General features: G+C 74.7%; 17 protein-coding genes. 11 read left to right on the top strand and 6 right to left on the bottom strand.

Features of this window, described 5'->3' with window-relative positions; translation table 11 throughout:
• Positions 1-40: 40 nt before the first annotated feature.
• Entirely contained in the window at positions 41-994 is a 954-nt protein-coding gene (locus WDV06_RS24005) for a Gfo/Idh/MocA family protein (protein ID WP_395511866.1), read from the top strand.
• On the opposite strand, the gene WDV06_RS24000 is transcribed toward WDV06_RS24005, so the two are convergent.
• Both WDV06_RS24000 and WDV06_RS23995 read right to left on the bottom strand, forming a co-directional pair.
• Positions 987-1,520, bottom strand: coding sequence for a hypothetical protein (locus tag WDV06_RS24000; RefSeq protein ID WP_395511849.1), 534 nt, complete (start codon positions 1,518-1,520; stop codon positions 987-989). The genes WDV06_RS24005 and WDV06_RS24000 overlap by 8 nt on opposite strands.
• A 150-nt stretch (positions 1,521-1,670) precedes the next feature.
• On the bottom strand, positions 1,671-2,141 hold the full coding sequence (locus WDV06_RS23995; protein WP_395511848.1) for a MarR family winged helix-turn-helix transcriptional regulator: 471 nt from the start codon (positions 2,139-2,141) through the stop codon (positions 1,671-1,673).
• 56 nt (positions 2,142-2,197) lie between these two features.
• Here WDV06_RS23995 and WDV06_RS23990 point away from each other — a divergent pair, with 56 nt between their 5' ends.
• On the top strand, positions 2,198-3,055 hold the full coding sequence (locus WDV06_RS23990; protein WP_395511847.1) for an alpha/beta fold hydrolase: 858 nt from the start codon (positions 2,198-2,200) through the stop codon (positions 3,053-3,055).
• Between the two features lie 14 nt (positions 3,056-3,069).
• On the opposite strand, the gene WDV06_RS23985 is transcribed toward WDV06_RS23990, so the two are convergent.
• On the bottom strand, positions 3,070-3,441 hold the full coding sequence (locus tag WDV06_RS23985; protein ID WP_395511846.1) for an ArsC/Spx/MgsR family protein: 372 nt from the start codon (positions 3,439-3,441) through the stop codon (positions 3,070-3,072).
• 129 nt (positions 3,442-3,570) lie between these two features.
• Here WDV06_RS23985 and WDV06_RS23980 point away from each other — a divergent pair, with 129 nt between their 5' ends.
• Positions 3,571-3,828, top strand: a complete 258-nt coding sequence (locus WDV06_RS23980) for a hypothetical protein (protein ID WP_395511845.1) — start codon at positions 3,571-3,573, stop codon at positions 3,826-3,828.
• Between the two features lie 56 nt (positions 3,829-3,884).
• Here WDV06_RS23980 and WDV06_RS23975 read toward each other — a convergent pair whose 3' ends face one another.
• Entirely contained in the window at positions 3,885-4,820 is a 936-nt protein-coding gene (locus WDV06_RS23975; RefSeq protein WP_395511844.1) for a nuclease, read from the bottom strand.
• Between the two features lie 58 nt (positions 4,821-4,878).
• Positions 4,879-5,997 carry a PP2C family protein-serine/threonine phosphatase gene (locus WDV06_RS23970; protein ID WP_395511843.1) on the bottom strand — a complete coding sequence of 373 codons (1,119 nt, stop codon included), beginning with the start codon at positions 5,995-5,997 and terminating at the stop codon, positions 4,879-4,881.
• 102 nt (positions 5,998-6,099) lie between these two features.
• Between WDV06_RS23970 and WDV06_RS23965 the strand changes: the two genes are divergently transcribed.
• From WDV06_RS23965 to WDV06_RS23955, 3 genes are all read left to right on the top strand, one after another.
• Complete coding sequence (locus tag WDV06_RS23965) at positions 6,100-6,789, top strand: VIT1/CCC1 transporter family protein (RefSeq protein ID WP_395511842.1); 690 nt, start codon at positions 6,100-6,102, stop codon at positions 6,787-6,789.
• Between the two features lie 123 nt (positions 6,790-6,912).
• Complete coding sequence (locus WDV06_RS23960) at positions 6,913-7,803, top strand: TIGR01777 family oxidoreductase (RefSeq protein WP_395511841.1); 891 nt, start codon at positions 6,913-6,915, stop codon at positions 7,801-7,803.
• A 182-nt stretch (positions 7,804-7,985) separates the two neighbouring features.
• Positions 7,986-9,251 carry an FAD-dependent oxidoreductase gene (locus WDV06_RS23955; RefSeq protein WP_395511840.1) on the top strand — a complete coding sequence of 422 codons (1,266 nt, stop codon included), beginning with the start codon at positions 7,986-7,988 and terminating at the stop codon, positions 9,249-9,251.
• A gap of 202 nt (positions 9,252-9,453) precedes the next feature.
• Here the strand turns inward: WDV06_RS23955 and WDV06_RS23950 are convergent, their stop codons facing one another.
• Complete coding sequence (locus tag WDV06_RS23950) at positions 9,454-10,893, bottom strand: regulator (RefSeq protein ID WP_395511839.1); 1,440 nt, start codon at positions 10,891-10,893, stop codon at positions 9,454-9,456.
• Positions 10,894-11,067: 174 nt separating this feature from the next.
• Here WDV06_RS23950 and WDV06_RS23945 point away from each other — a divergent pair, with 174 nt between their 5' ends.
• The 5 genes from WDV06_RS23945 (at position 11,068) to WDV06_RS23925 (ending at position 14,459) form a co-directional block, all read left to right on the top strand.
• Positions 11,068-11,376 (top strand): hypothetical protein, encoded by a 309-nt coding sequence (locus tag WDV06_RS23945; RefSeq protein WP_395511838.1) that lies wholly within the window; start codon positions 11,068-11,070, stop codon positions 11,374-11,376.
• 77 nt (positions 11,377-11,453) lie between these two features.
• Positions 11,454-12,275, top strand: a complete 822-nt coding sequence (gene lipB / locus WDV06_RS23940; protein ID WP_395511837.1) for a lipoyl(octanoyl) transferase LipB — start codon at positions 11,454-11,456, stop codon at positions 12,273-12,275.
• 110 nt (positions 12,276-12,385) lie between these two features.
• The gene (gene lipA, locus WDV06_RS23935; RefSeq protein WP_395511836.1) at positions 12,386-13,333 is read left to right on the top strand and encodes a lipoyl synthase; all 948 of its coding nucleotides are present in this window, start codon (positions 12,386-12,388) and stop codon (positions 13,331-13,333) included.
• Between the two features lie 225 nt (positions 13,334-13,558).
• On the top strand, positions 13,559-13,756 hold the full coding sequence (locus WDV06_RS23930) for an SCO2195 family GlnR-regulated protein (protein WP_079426347.1): 198 nt from the start codon (positions 13,559-13,561) through the stop codon (positions 13,754-13,756).
• Positions 13,757-13,766: 10 nt separating this feature from the next.
• Positions 13,767-14,459, top strand: coding sequence for a DUF4191 domain-containing protein (locus tag WDV06_RS23925; RefSeq protein WP_395511835.1), 693 nt, complete (start codon positions 13,767-13,769; stop codon positions 14,457-14,459).
• The last annotated feature ends 63 nt before the right edge of the window (positions 14,460-14,522 follow it).

Here is a 14,522-nt window from a genome sequence, read left to right as displayed (position 1 = left end):
CCGCGCACCCGTCCGAGTGGGGCAGACTGAGCGGGTGAGCATTTCGTACGATTTGAACTCCGCCGGCGAGGGCTCCGAGTCGGCCCCCGGCCGGCCCCGCCCCCGCGTCGGCCTGCTGGGCACCGGACCCTGGGCCCGCCGCACCCACGCCCCCGCCCTCGCCGCCCACACCGGCTCCGACTTCGCCGGCGTGTGGGGCCGCCGGCCCGAAGCGGCGGCCGAGCTGGCGGCCGTGCACGGGGTGAAGGTGTACGAAGACCCCGACGCGCTGTTCGACGACTGCGACGTGGTGGCCTTCGCCCTGCCTCCGGACGTCCAGGCCCCGCTCGCCGTGCGCGCGGCCGCCGCCGGCTGCCACCTGCTGCTCGACAAGCCCGTCGCCACGACCGTGGAGGACGCCCGCGCCGTCGCCGACGCCGCCGCCGCGCACGGCGTCGCCTCCGTCGTCTTCCTGACCCTCCGCTTCGCCGAACCCACCGCGGGATGGGTCCTCGAACAGGCCGGGCGCAGCGGCTGGTTCACCGCCTCCGCCCACTGGCTCGGCGCGGTCTTCCCGCCCGCCGGCGAGCCCAGCGCCTACGCCGACTCGCCCTGGCGCAAGGCCAAGGGCGGCCTGTGGGACGTCGGCCCGCACGCCCTGTCCGTCCTGATCCCGGTCCTGGGCGAGGTCACCGCCGTCACCGCCGGCCGGGGGCCGTCCGACCTGGTCCAGCTCGCCCTGCGGCACGCCTCGGGGGCGGCCAGCACGGCCGTCCTCAGCCTGGGCGCGCCGCGCGCGGCGGCCGGGGTGGGGCTGGAGCTGCGCGGGGCCGAGGGTGTCTTCCGGCTGCCCGACTGGAGCGACGTGCCCGGCGCCTACGGGCGCGCGCTGGACGCGGTCCTCACCGCCGCCCGTACGGGCGTGCCGGACCCCCGCGGGGCGGAGTTCGGGGCCCGGCTGACGGAGGTCCTGGCGGAGGCGGAGGCCCAGCTGGCCGGCGCCGTCCTCACTTGATCAGGGCGTTGGCGACGATGATGGCCAGGCCGATCGTGGCGTCGGCCAGGCCGATGAGCAGCGCCGAGGCGAGCCGGTAGCCGACCCTGACCGCCACGAAGGAACCCCAGGCGAAGAGCAGCGCGGTGTTCAGGCCGAGCCCGACGGCCGTCACCCCGTACGACTCCCAGTGCGCGACCCCGGCGAGGACCAGCAGGAGCACGGTGGGCAGGGTGGCCGCGATCATCGGCCACTCGTTCCACAGCGCCCGCACCAGCAGCCGCCACCGGTGCGCGGCCGAGCCGGCCTGGTGGGTGCTCATGTGGTGCGAGTACCCGTGCGCGAGCCCGGCGGTGGCGGCGGTGACGAGGACCCAGCTGGCGTCGTAGAAGGGGGTGTAGTCGCCGCCCTTCTGATCGAGCGCCGCCAGCAGCCCGCTGGCCAGCACGGTCCCGTACACCCCGCCGAACATCCAGTCGGCCCCCCGCCGGGGCGGCGGGAGGGTCACGGCGGGGGCGGCGGCCTGCTGGGGGAGGTGGTCGGTCACGATGGATCCTTGCGCTGGCGCGTATGGTGGGGTCGCGTTTGGTTTGGTGCTTTTGTCCCTTTGGTCTCGGGTTCACCCTACGAGGTCCGGGGTGGGGGCGGTGTGAAGGTCCGGGGGTGGGGTGGACCGCCCTGCGCGGTGTGTGCGTCCTCACCCTCCGCCGAACGCCGTCCGGGCCGTCGTCAGGAAGCGCCGCACGGCGCCGCGTTCCGGCGGGGTGAGGGAATCGGACACCTCCGCCAGCTTCGCGAGCGCCGGCCCGAAGAACGCCTGCCCCAGGCGGACCGCCTCCGGGGTGACGGACAGCAGGACGCGGCGGCGGTCGCCCGCATCGCGGGTGCGGGTGACGTGGCCCAGTTGCTCCAGGCGGTCGATCACCGCCGTCGTGCCCGCCGAGTTGAGGCCCAGGCGGGTGCCCAGGAGGCCGGCCGTGGCCGGTTCGGCGGCGCGGGCGGCGTCCAGCAGGCAGATCAGGGCCCGCACATCGGTCGGGTGCATGCCGTTGGCGGCGGCGAACTCCGCCTGCCGCAGGCCGAATTCGACGGCCGCCGCCCGCAGCAGGTGCACCAGTTCCAGGGGTTCCGGGTGGTTGTTGTCGTCCACGTCGCCTCCGCCTAACATCTCTCGCTGAGCGAGATTATTGCTCAGCGAGGGATGTCGGGAGGGCGGGTAGGGGCGTGGGGAAAGCAATCGGGGAATCCTTCCGGGCCGCCTACGACGAGGTCCTCGCCCGGTGGGCCGTGCCCGTCGAGGCCGTCGAGGTTCCCACGCCCTACGGGGTCACCCGCGTCAACCGCTGCGGTCCCCTCGGCGCGCCCCCGTTGGTGCTGCTGCCGGGCGGCGGGGCCACCTCGACCGTCTGGGGCGCCTGCGTCGCGGCCGGGCCTGCCCGCGAGAGACGGGTGTACGCCGTGGACCTGGTCGGGGAGCCGGGGTTGAGCGTCCCGGAGCCCGGCCGGGGGATGCGGACACCCGAGGACCTGGCCGGATGGCTGGACGCGGTCCTGGACGGGCTCGTGCCCGAGGGGCGGGTCACCCTCGCCGGCCACTCCTACGGGGCCTGGATCGCCGCCCAGTACGCCGCCCGCCGTGCGGGCCGCCACGCCCCGCGCCCACGGCTCGACCGCCTCGTCCTGCTGGACCCCACCCAGGTCTTCACCGGGCTGAGCCCCCGCTACGTCCTGCGGGCGCTGCCCGTGCTGGCGCGGCCCACCCCGGGACGGATCCGTTCCTTCCTCTCCTGGGAGACCGGCGGGGTCCCGCTCGACCCGGCCTGGCTGCGGCTCCAGGAGGAGACGGCCGGCTTCCCCACCGCCCGGCCCGTCACCGGGCCCCGCCCGGACCTGACGGGGCTCGCCCCCTTCGGCGTCGACGTCCTCTTCGCCGGCCGGGCCCGCTGCCACGACCCCCTCCGGGCGCTGGCCGCCGCCACGCGCGCGCTGCCGGGGGCGCGGGTCCGGCTGCTGCGCGGGGCCTCGCACCACGGGCTGCCGCTCACAGCGGCCGACGAGGTCGCCCGGCTGCTGGCCCCCTGACCGGTGCCGGCCCGCTACCCCTTTCGGGACAGGGCCTCGCGGACCGCCTCCTCCGAGCGGGCCACGACCGCCGTGCCGTCCTCGGCGGTGATGATCGGGCGCTGGATCAGCTTCGGGTGGGCGGCCAGGTGCGCGATCCAGCGGGCGCGGGCCCCGTCCGTGGCCTCGCGCGGGAGGTCCCGTACGCCGGTCTCCTTCGCCAGGGGGTCGGACGTGCGCGTGATGTCCCAGGGCTCCAGGCCGAGGCGGCCGAGGACCTCGCGGATCTCGGCCTCGGACGGCACGTCCTCCAGGTAGCGGCGGACGGTGTACTCGGCGCCCTCCGCGTCCAGCAGGGTCAGCGCGCTGCGGCACTTCGAACAGGCGGGATTGATCCAGATCTCCATGCCCGCAAGCCTAGTCAGAGCCCCGTCCGCGCCCCGTCCGCGTCCCGTCCGGCCAGGGCTTTTGTCAGTGCCCCCCGGTAAAATCGAAGGAGCACGACAGGAAGCCAACTACCGTTTGGGAGGCTGTAGATGGCCGCTGCCGCGATCATTGTGATGCCCAAGAAGAAGCCGCTGCCGGCGGGCCTGCCCCGCGAGTGGTACGAGAACCACAACCGCCGTCTGAAGGCCATGCGGCTGGCGATCTCCCTGCTCGACACGGGGACGTACGACGCCAAGCGCGCCACCAACCGCAAGATACGGACGATGGCCGTCCGGGTGGGGATCCACCGGCCGTCCAACCTCACCTGCCGGATGGTCCGCGCCTTCATCGTCGCGAACGCCGGCTGAGGCACCACGTCCGCCGGACGGCCGGCCGCCGCCCCGTTCACCGGCCGGCCGTCCGCTCACTTCTCCACGAAGACGATCTCCTCCGGACCGTGGGTCATCCGAACGGTGTCGCCGTCGACCTCGACGATGTGGTGCATGCCCCGGTACACCTTCGGCTTTCCCTGGAGGTAGTACTGGTCGTCCGAGGCCCCCGCCAGATAGGCGCGGAAGCAGGCGAGCGAGGCGTTCGACGGGTTCAGGTCCAGGTAGTCCTTCAGCCTGCGGAAGAGCTTGGGGAGGATCACGGCCCCGGTGGCGTCGTCCGTCAGCGAGGACAGGTCGGCGATCTTCACTCCGGAGGGGGCCGTGGTCGCGTCCCTCGCCCACACGCCCTTCTTCGGGTCGTGGGTCGCGGCCGCCGGGGCGGCCGCGGTGAGGGAGGCCCGCAGGAGTTCGGGGAACTCGCTGTAGTAGGTCGGGTAGACCAGGCCCGCCTCCATCAGCTTGTAGTTGGCGGTGTTCCGCAGCATCTGCTCGTCGACCTCGACCCGGTAGCCGTTGGGGGCCGGCTGGAAGTCCGTGCCGACCAGGGCGACGCAGCGGCCGAACACGTCGGCGCCGCGGGTGAGGATGTAGCCGTGCGTGACCTCGGGGATGGTGCTGGTGATCTTCTCGTCCTCGGGGCGGTGCTCCTGGCCGGGCGGGATCACGGGCCGGTGGAAGTCGGTGAAGCCGATCAGCCCCAGCAGCGCGTCGGCGGCTTCGTGGGCCAGGCCCAGGGGCTGGTGCTGGATGCCCAGCGGTGAGTCCTTGTCGCCGTAGTGGGTCTCCAGCGCGTCGATGCCCTCCAGCCGGATGGATGCGCTGCCGTCCCACTTCGGTACGACCGGTCTCACCCCGGGCACGAGCTTCCAGTCGTCCACGTGGTCGGGGGTGAAGCTGACGGTGTCCCCGTCCGGCTTGAGGCCCTTCGCCCGGAAGGTTCCGGTGATCAGCAGCATCGGCATGGACATGGCGGCTCCTACAGGTGTCGGGCTCGGCACGAGGACGCGCAGTGCATGCCCCCTGAATCTAGGGACGCCCCGAGCGGCCGGACAACCGCTGATCGGGGGACAGCACGAGCAGCGCCACGTCGTCGCGCGGCCCGCCCCCGCTGAAGGCCGCGAGGTCCTGCCACAGCGCCGGGACGAGGCCCTCCGGGGCGCCGGCCAGGACCGGGACCCGGACGGCCAGGGGGTAGAAGCAGCCCGCCGCGTCGCGGGCCTCCGTCACCCCGTCGGTGTGCGCGAGCAGCCGGTCGCCCGGCAACAGCGGCAGCTCGGCGACCTCGGGAACGGCCGGCCCGGCCAGGCCCAGGCCCAGCGGCGGCCCCGGCTCGGCGGCCACCTCCGTGACCGCGAGGTCCCGCAGCAGCAGCACCGGCGGATGCCCGCACGACACGATCCGTACGAGGTCCAGCCCGGGCGGGAACTCCAGCAGGACCGCCGTCGCGAACAGCTCCGGGTGCGCCACCGAGTCCGCCGCCGCGTCGGCGGCCAGCCGCCGGTCCAGCCGGGCCGCGACCGCCGCCAGCCCCGGGTCGTCCAGCACCGCCTCCCGGAAGGCGCCGAGCAGCGAGGCGACCGTACCGACGGCGGCCAGCCCGTGCCCCTGGACGTCGCCGACCACCGCCCGCACCCCGTACGGCCCGGCCCGTACGTCGTACAGGTCGCCGCCGACCAGCGTGCCCCGCTGCGCCGCCCGGTACAGGCCCGAACAGCGCACCCCGCCGACCTGCTCCGGCACCGGCGGCAGCACCGCCAGCTGGGCGGCCTCGGCGACGGTCCGGACGCTGACCAGCTGCGCGTCCCGGCGCCGCCGCACCCAGGCGATGACCACGCTGAGCAGGCCGACGGTGGCCACGGTGGCCAGGTCGGTGCCCCGGGCGTGCCCGACGCCCAGCTGGGGGACGCCGAGGAGGACCAGCACCAGCCCGGCGAAGAAGGCCGTGCCGACGGCCCCGTACGAGAAGGCGGCCACGGCGGGCAGGGCCGCCAGGAAGTAGCCCAGCTCCGCCGTCGGGGTGGACCACTGCGCGGCGCAGAGCGCGACCAGCGCCAGCACGGGGGCGATCCGGGCCCAGCGGGGCGGCGGTGCCCCGTGCAGCCAGCCGGGCTCGTCCCGCTCCTGGCGGCCGGCCCTTCGTCTCACCCCTGGTCTCACCCCTCCACCCTGGTACGGGCCGGGGGCCCGCGCACGCCGGGTGGCCCCGGCGGGCTGGCCGGGGCGGGCGGGGGCCGCGACAGTGGTGCCGTGACGCAGACGCAGAGCGCGGCCATCAGCACCCGGCTGAACTGGCTGCGGGCCGGGGTGCTCGGCGCCAACGACGGGATCATCTCCACGGCGGGCCTGGTGGTGGGCGTGGCCGGTGCCACCACCTCGCGCGCGGAGATCCTGACGGCCGGGGTGGCCGGCCTGCTCGCGGGCTCGCTGTCGATGGCGGTGGGGGAGTACGTGTCGGTCAGCTCCCAGCGGGACTCGGAGCGGGCGGCGCTGGACCTGGAGCGGCGCGAGCTGGCGGACGACCACGAGGCGGAGCTGGCCGAGCTGACGGACCTGCTGGCCGCGCGGGGCCTGACCCGGGACGTGGCCCGGGAGGCGGCCGAGCAGCTGACGGAGCGGGACGCGCTGAGGGCGCACGCGCGGGTGGAGCTGGGGATCGAACCGGACGAGCTGGCGAACCCGTGGCACGCGGCGCTCGCCAGCCTGGTCGCCTTCACGGTGGGGGCGCTGCTGCCGCTGCTGGCGATCGTCCTGCCGGGGGCGTCGGGCCGGGTGCCGGTGACGGTGGCGGCGGTGCTGGGGGCGCTGACGCTGTGCGGGGTGGTCAGCGCGCGGCTGGGCGGCGCGCCGGTGGCGAGGGCCGTCCTGCGGAACGTGCTGGGCGGGGGCCTGGCGATGGCGGTCACCTACGCGGCGGGCACCTGGCTCGGCAGCGGCTGACCTCCCGGTCCCGCCGAGCGGACCGGTGGACGGCCCGCGCGGGCGTCCGGGCCCGAGCCGCCGCCCCGCGCCGTCCCGCGCCGCTTCGCGCGAACGGCGCGTGGGGTTGGGGAGACTGAGGCCATGCGCATCGCCATCACCGGAGCCTCCGGACTCATCGGCAGGGCCCTCGTCCGTTCCCTCCACGCCGACGGCCACGACACCGTCCGCTTCGTTCGCCGCACCCCCGCCGGCCCCGGCGAGGCGCGTTGGGATCCCGCGAGCGGATACGTGGACCCCGTCGGGCTGCGCGGCTGTGACGCCGTCGTGCACCTGGCCGGCGCCGGGGTCGGGGACCACCGCTGGACGGCCGCGTACAAGAAGGAGATCCGCGACAGCCGGGTGCGGGGGACCGCCGCCGTCGCGAGGGCGCTGGCCGGGATGGACGAGCCGCCGGCCGTCCTCGTGTGCGGGTCCGCCATCGGCTACTACGGGGACACGGGCAGCAGGGCCGTCGACGAGTCCGCCCCCGCCGGAACCGGGTTCCTGCCCTCCGTCTGCGTCGAGTGGGAGGCCGCCGCCGCCCCGGCGCGGGACGCCGGGATCCGCACCGTGTCCGCCCGCACCGGGCTCGTGGTCTCGGCCGAAGGCGGGGCCTGGGGGCGGCTGTTCCCCCTCTTCCGGGCCGGCATCGGCGGCCGCCTCGGTGACGGGCGCCAGTACTGGTCGTACATCTCCATGCGGGACGAGATCGCCGCCCTGCGGTTCCTGATCGAGACCCCGGGCCTGTCCGGGCCGTTCAACCTCACCGCCCCCGAGCCGCTGACCAACCGTGAGGTCACCGCCGCGATGGGCCGCGTCCTGCACCGCCCGACGGTGTTCGCCGTCCCCGCGCCCGTACTGCGCGTCGCGCTCGGGGAGTTCGCGCAGGACGTGCTGGGAAGTCAGCGGGTCAGGCCCGCCCGGCTGTCGGAGGCCGGGTTCTCCTTCGCCCACCCCGGGATCGAGGAGGCCATCAGGGCCGCCCTGGCGTAGGCCCGTGGTCCAGGCGCTGGTCCGGCGCACTCGCCGTCCACGTGCGACCGGTTGTGACCCGCATGCGACCGCTGTGCGACCGGAGTTGTGCGCAATACCGCGCCCCGCTCGGGTTCTCCCGGAGTCCGTTGGGGGAAGAACGAACCCCACACAGCCGCCGCGCCGACCTCGGGGAGGGGCACGTGCTCAGCAGCGACGTCGTCATCGTAGGAGCCGGAGTCTCAGGACTCGCGGCAGCGCACCACCTGATCGCCGCCGGGGTCAGCGTCAGCGTCCTGGAGACGGCCGACGACCCCGGCGGCCGCATGGCCACCACATCGGCCGACGGCTTCCGCCTCGACCGGGTCGGCCAGCTCCTCAGCACCGCGTACACCGAACCCGCCCGCACCCCCGGGCTGGAGGGCCTGACCCTGCGGCCCTTCGCCCCCGGGGTGCTGGTGCACGGAGCCGACGGCAGGCGGCAGCGGGCCGGGGCCCTCACCCCCGCCCGCGCCCTGGCCAGCGGCTCCCTCGACCAGGCCAGGGTCAGCGCCGCCCTCGCCCGCCTCGCCGCGCTGCCCGCGGACCGCGTCCTCGCCAGGCCCGAACGCACCGCCCTGGCCGCCCTCCGCTCCCGCGGCCTGCCGCCGCGCACCGTCAACGGGATCCTGCGGCCCCTGCTCTCCGCCCTGCTGCGCGACCCGGACCTCACCACCTCCAGCCGCGTCGCGGACCTCGCCCTGCGCACCTTCGCCCGCGGCCGCCTCGCCGTACCCGAAGGCGGCGCGGCGACCCTGCCCGGCCTGCTCGCCGCCGGCCTGCCGCCGGGCACCGTACGCACCGGGATCCGGGTGCGGTCGGTGGCGACCAACCTCGTCACGACCGAGGGGCACGGGGACTTCGGCTGTCGCTCCGTCCTCCTGGCCACCGGCGCCCGCGCCGCCGCCGAACTGCTCCCCGGACTGCGGGTGCCCGCCTTCCACGAGGTCACCGTCATCCACCACGCGACCGCCGAGCCCCTGCCCTGGGACGGATCGCTGCTGCTGGACGCGGACCCCCACTGGCCCGTCGCACACACCGCCGTGATGAGCGCGGTCGACCCCGTCCGCGCCCCGGCCGGCCGCAGCCTGGTCACCACCACCGTCCACGGCCCCCCGCCGCCCGCCCGCACCGTCGCCGCCCGGCTCGCCCGGCTCTACGACACCGCGACCCGGGACTGGGAGCTGCTGGCCGTCCACCACACCCCGGAGGCCGTCCCGGCCATGCCCCCGCCGCACGACCGGCAGCGGCCCGTCCGGGTCCTGGCCGGGCTCTACGTCTGCGGCGACCACCGCGACTCCAACACCGTCCAGGGCGCCCTGCACTCCGCCCGCCGCGCCGCCACGGCCCTGCTGCGCGACTTCGGCATCCCCTTCCAGAGCCACCCGGAGCCGGTCCAGCCGGAGCCGGTCCTCCCGGCAGCCGCCTGAGAGCACCGGGCGGGGGGGGGGGGGGGGGGGGGGGGGGGGGGGGGGGGGGGGGGGGCGGGGCGCGCGCCCCGGGGCCGGCGGGCCGCGCCCCGCGGCCGGCGCCCGCCCGCCCCCCCCCCGCCCCCGCCCCCCCCGGCCGCGCCCCCCGCCCCCGCGCGGGCGCCCCCCGGGGCGGGGCCCCCCCCCCCCCCCCCCGCCCGGGTCAGGACAGGGCCGCCACCCGGTCCCGGTACGTCCGGACGGCCGAGGCGTCCCGGTACGGCTCCAGCCGGCGCTCGAAGTCGCGTACGTACTCCACCGCCCGCACCGACCGCATCTCGCTCGCCTGCTGCGCCGCCTCCGCCCCCAGCGCGCACGCCTGGTCCAGCTCGCCCAGCCCCAGCCGGGCCGTCGCCAGCACCACCCGGCAGAACAGCCGCGAGCGCGCGTACCCGGGCGAGCGCAGCTGGAGCGAGCGTTCCGCGTGCTGGGCCGAGGCCCGGTACTGCTGCAGGTCGCGGTGGCAGTGCCCGAACTCGTCCGCCAGCTGCGCCTCGTCGAAGGCCCGTGCCCAGTGCGGTACGTCGTCCCCCGGCCGGGCCGCGCCCAGGGCCCGCTCGGCCCGCACCAGCGAGGCCGTCGCCGCCCGGACCTCACCCAGCACCGCGTGCCCCCGCGCCTCGGCCGCGTGCAGCAGCGACTGCACGACCGGTGGCGGGCCCGAACCCACGCCCTGCTGGGCGACCCGGGCCAGCTGCACCGCCTCCCGGCCGTGCCCGAGGTAGACCGCCTGGCGGCTCATCGTGACCAGCACGTACGACCCGTACGGCCGGTCCCCGGCGGCCTGGGCCAGCCGCAGCGCCTGGACGAAGTAGCGCTGGGCCAGCCCGTGCGCGGCGATGTCGTACGAGGTCCAGCCCGCGAGCCTGGTCAGGTCGGCGGCGGCCGAGAACAGCCGGCGCCCGGTGGTCTCCCCGTACGTGCCGCGCAGCATCGGCTCGGCCTCGTGCTCCAGGTAGCGCACCAGGGCCTGGCGGGCGTGCCCCCCGCCGTAGGCGTGGTCCAGGGTGCGGAACAGCTCGCTCACCGACCGCAGCGCCGCGATGTCACCGCCCGTGACCCGCTGGCCGGGGCCCCGGTCGATCTGCCGCTGCCGGGGCACCGTGGTGCGGCCCTGCGGGGGGACCCGGTGCGCGGCGGGGTCCGCGCCGCGCCCCACCCGTTCGTCGGGCCGCCCGATCAGCCAGTCCCGGCTGGGCACCACCAGCCCGGCCGGGGTGAAGGCGATCTTGCGCAGCTCGGCGTGCGAGCCGGAGTCCTTGCGCCACAGCCCGCTCGCGATGTCCACGGCCTCCTCCGGGGTGGCCGCGAACTCCAGCCCGGCGTACACGGGGGCGCACGCGTCCAGGCCCAGGTCCTGGGCCGACAGCCGCCGCCCGAGCCGCCGGGTGAAGACCTCCGCGATCAGCGCCGGCGTGGTGCCGCGTGGCTGCTGGCCGCGCAGCCACCGGGTCACGGAGGTCTTGTCGTACCGCAGATCCAGCCCGTGCTCCAGCCCCAGCTGGTCGACGCGGCGGGCGAGCCCTGCGTTGGAGAAACCGGCTTCCGCGATCAGCGCCGCGAGCTGCCGGTTGGGGACGCGCTGGGCAGGTCGTTCCGTCATCGGCTCCACGGTTCCCGTACGTGACGGACCGGAGTCCCGGCCCTGTGAACGGCGTGAATGTAGCGGCCAACTCCGGCTGTGCCGCCCTCTCTGCCCTACATTCATCCGATCGTGTGCAGAATGGGTAGGGCTCTTTACGGACGGGTCGACGACCTCCGCGTAAGCTGCGCCCCCATGAGCCGCCGACCTCCCGGGCCGCGTCCGTCCGACCCGCAGGCGAACGCGCAGCCCGGCGCCCCGCTGCCCGCCCCCGAGCTCACCGAGGGACAGTGCCGCCGCTGCGGCACCCACATCGCGGGACTGGACGGCCGCTACGCCTGCGGGGTGTGCGGCTGGGTCAACGACCACTCCGAGGGCCACCGCCGGCTGCCGCGCGCCGACGAGGACCCGGACCGCCCGCCGGCCGGGCGCAGACGCCCCCGCCCGCTGCCCGCCCCACCGCCCCCGGCCGGCCCCGAGCCCGGGCCCCGACCGGCCGCCTGAGGGGTCGCGCACGGCCCGCCGTACCCTGGACCGGTGCGGGTACGTGCACACAGCAGGTTCAACGAGGAGGCGCTGCGGTGACTGAGCTTCGGTTTGTCCATCTGGGCTTCGGGCCGGAATCCGTCGAGTACACCGAGGCCTGGGAGGAGCAGCGGCGCGTCCACGCGGCCCGCTTCGCCGACGAGACCGGCGACACCTGTCTGATGGTGGAGCACGAGCCGGTCTACACCGCCGGCCGGCGCACCGACCCCAGCGAGCGCCCGCTCGACGGCACCCCCGTCATCGACGTGGACCGGGGCGGCAAGATCACCTGGCACGGCCCGGGCCAGCTGGTCGGCTACCCGATCCTGAAGCTGCCCCGCCCGGTCGACGTGGTCGCCCACGTGCGCCGCCTGGAGGAGGCCCTCATCCGCACCGCCGCCGAGTTCGGCGTGGAGACCACCCGCGTCGAGGGCCGCTCCGGCGTCTGGGTCCTCGGCGACCCCGTGGAGGAGCGCCCGAAGATCGGCGGCCTCTCCCTGGACTTCGACCCCCGGATAGGCGACGACGAGTTCGACGCCCGGCTCAACGGCCCCGAGTACGCCCCGTCCAACGCCGGCCAGCGCCGCGAGGACCGCAAGCTCGCCGCCATCGGCATCCGCGTCGCCAAGGGCGTCACGATGCACGGCTTCTCCTTCAACGTGAACCCGGACAGCACCTGGTTCGACCGGATCATCCCCTGCGGGATCCGGGACGCCGGTGTGACCTCGCTCTCGTACGAGCTGGGCCGCGAGATCACCATCGCCGAGGTGCTGCCGGTCGTCGAGCGGCACCTGAAGGACGTGCTGGAGAACGCCGAGCCGAAGCCTCGGGAGATCGAGTGCGGGGCCCGGCCCGAGCCGGCGGCGGCCGCCGGCTGACGGCCGGGGGAATGCGTCCGGGCATCCCCGGGTTGGCCGGACGTAAGAGCGTACGAATTACGGGCGTACCCTGGTGGGCGCCGAAGAATCGAAGTCACAGGGAGCCGGTCGTGTCCGCAGTCGCACCCGACGGACGCAAGATGCTGCGCCTGGAGGTCCGCAACAGCCAGACCCCCATCGAGCGCAAGCCCGAGTGGATCAAGACCCGGGCGAAGATGGGTCCCGAGTACACGAAGATGCAGAACCTCGTGAAGGGCGAGGGGCTGCACACGGTGTGCCAGGAAGCCGGCTGTCCGAACATCTACGAGTGCTGGGAAGACCGCGAGGCCACGTTCCTCATCGGCGGCGACCAGTGCACCCGGCGCTGTGACTTCTGCCAGATCGACACCGGCAAGCCCGAGGCCCTGGACCGGGACGAGCCCCGCCGCGTCGGTGAGTCCGTGGTCACGATGGACCTGAACTACGCCACCATCACCGGCGTCGCCCGCGACGACCTGGCCGACGGCGGCGCCTGGCTGTACGCCGAGACCGTGCGCCAGATCCACCAGCAGACGGCGGCCCGCGAGGGCGGCCACACCAAGGTCGAGCTGCTGGCCCCCGACTTCAACGCGGTCCCGGAGCTGCTGGAGGAGGTCTTCGCCTCCCGCCCCGAGGTCTTCGCGCACAACGTCGAGACCGTCCCCCGGATCTTCAAGCGGATCCGCCCCGGCTTCCGCTACGAGCGCTCGCTCGACGTGATCCGGCAGGCCCGCGCCTACGGCCTCGTCACCAAGTCCAACCTGATCCTGGGCATGGGCGAGGAGCGCGAGGAGGTCTCGGAGGCGCTCAGGGAGCTGCACGAGGCCGGCTGCGAGCTCATCACCATCACCCAGTACCTGCGGCCCTCGCCGCGCCACCACCCCGTGGAGCGCTGGGTCAAGCCGGCCGAGTTCGTCGAGCTGGCGCAGGAGGCCGAGGAGATCGGTTTCTCCGGCGTGATGTCCGGCCCGCTGGTCCGGTCGTCCTACCGGGCCGGCCGCCTGTACGCGCAGGCGATGGAGAAGCGCGCGGGCGCCTGATCCACTTCGTCACACTCCGTGTGAAGTCGGGCACAAAAACCTACCGAGCGGTAATGCGCGATGACGCGGCCCCTAGGCTCTTTCATATGGGAGAGCCCGGCGGGCCGCGTCAAGGTTTCATCACGTTTGACCCACCGGTCATGCCCTGGTAACACCAGTGAGTGACGCTGGATCCACGCACCGCACACGCCACCGATGCGAGTACCGAGAGTAGGGACCGACATCATGCAGGCCGCGCCCGTCCGCGCCATCGCCATCCCGTCCTTCAGTGAGGCCTTCCGCGGCATCGAATCGCTGCTCATGAGCGGTGCCCGGCGCAACGCCTGGACGGCCGTCCTGGAGGACCGCCGCAGGGCCAAGGACCGGGTGGAAACCGAACACGTACTGGAAGCCGCGGCCACCCGTACCCCGCAGGCCACGTAAACTTCGCCTTATGGCGAGGAAGTCAAACGCAGAGACTGCTGCGAACCCCGGGCGACTGAAGCAGATCGCCCTGACGTACAAGATGACGCGCAAGGCCGACCCCAAGGTCGGTCTGATCGTCGCGGGCGTGGGAATCGTCACCTTCGGTGTCTTTCTTGCGATCGGCTTCCTGATCGGCCACCCGGTCTACCTGGGCATCCTGGGCTTCCTGGTGGCGTTCCTCGCGATGGCGATCGTCTTCGGGCGGCGGGCCGAGCGGGCTGCCTTCGGGCAGATGGAGGGGCAGCCGGGCGCTGCCGCGGCCGTACTGGACAACGTGGGACGGGGCTGGACGACCACCCCGGCCGTCGCGATGAACCGGAACCAGGACATCGTCCACCGGGCCGTCGGCAAGGCGGGCGTGGTCCTGATCGCCGAGGGCAACCCGAACCGGGTGAAGTCCCTGCTCGCGGCCGAGAAGAAGAAGCTGGCCCGGATCATGCCCGACGTCCCGGTCCACGACTTCATCGTGGGCACCGGCGAGGGCGAGGTGCCGCTCAAGAAGGTCCGCACGACGCTGCTGAAGCTGCCGCGCGTCCTGTCGGGCCCGCAGATCACCCAGGCCAACGACAAGCTCCGGGCCATGGGCGACCTCATGAGCAACATGCCCATCCCGAAGGGCCCCGTCCCCGGGCGCGGCATGCGCGGCCAGCGTCCGCGCTGACCCGCCGTATACGAAACGGGAGCGCCCCGCGGGCCGCCCGCGCGGGCGGTCTCTTTTAAAAAA

This window comes from Streptomyces racemochromogenes (genome assembly GCF_044129415.1).
GTDB lineage: Bacteria > Actinomycetota > Actinomycetes > Streptomycetales > Streptomycetaceae > Streptomyces > Streptomyces racemochromogenes_A.
This window is presented reverse-complemented; position numbering and strand designations above follow the sequence as displayed.

Excerpts from the sequence above, each read along its gene's own strand:
- WDV06_RS23985 (WP_395511846.1), bottom strand. The coding sequence starts at position 3,441 with ATGGAGATCTGGATCAATCCCGCCTGTTCGAAGTGCCGCAGCGCGCTG.
- WDV06_RS23995 (WP_395511848.1), bottom strand. The coding sequence starts at position 2,141 with ATGTTAGGCGGAGGCGACGTGGACGACAACAACCACCCGGAACCCCTG.
- WDV06_RS23980 (WP_395511845.1), top strand. The coding sequence starts at position 3,571 with ATGGCCGCTGCCGCGATCATTGTGATGCCCAAGAAGAAGCCGCTGCCG.
- WDV06_RS23950 (WP_395511839.1), bottom strand. The coding sequence starts at position 10,893 with ATGACGGAACGACCTGCCCAGCGCGTCCCCAACCGGCAGCTCGCGGCG.
- WDV06_RS23945 (WP_395511838.1), top strand. The coding sequence starts at position 11,068 with ATGAGCCGCCGACCTCCCGGGCCGCGTCCGTCCGACCCGCAGGCGAAC.
- WDV06_RS23960 (WP_395511841.1), top strand. The coding sequence starts at position 6,913 with ATGCGCATCGCCATCACCGGAGCCTCCGGACTCATCGGCAGGGCCCTC.
- WDV06_RS23975 (WP_395511844.1), bottom strand. The coding sequence starts at position 4,820 with ATGTCCATGCCGATGCTGCTGATCACCGGAACCTTCCGGGCGAAGGGC.
- WDV06_RS23930 (WP_079426347.1), top strand. The coding sequence starts at position 13,559 with ATGCAGGCCGCGCCCGTCCGCGCCATCGCCATCCCGTCCTTCAGTGAG.
- WDV06_RS23925 (WP_395511835.1), top strand. The coding sequence starts at position 13,767 with ATGGCGAGGAAGTCAAACGCAGAGACTGCTGCGAACCCCGGGCGACTG.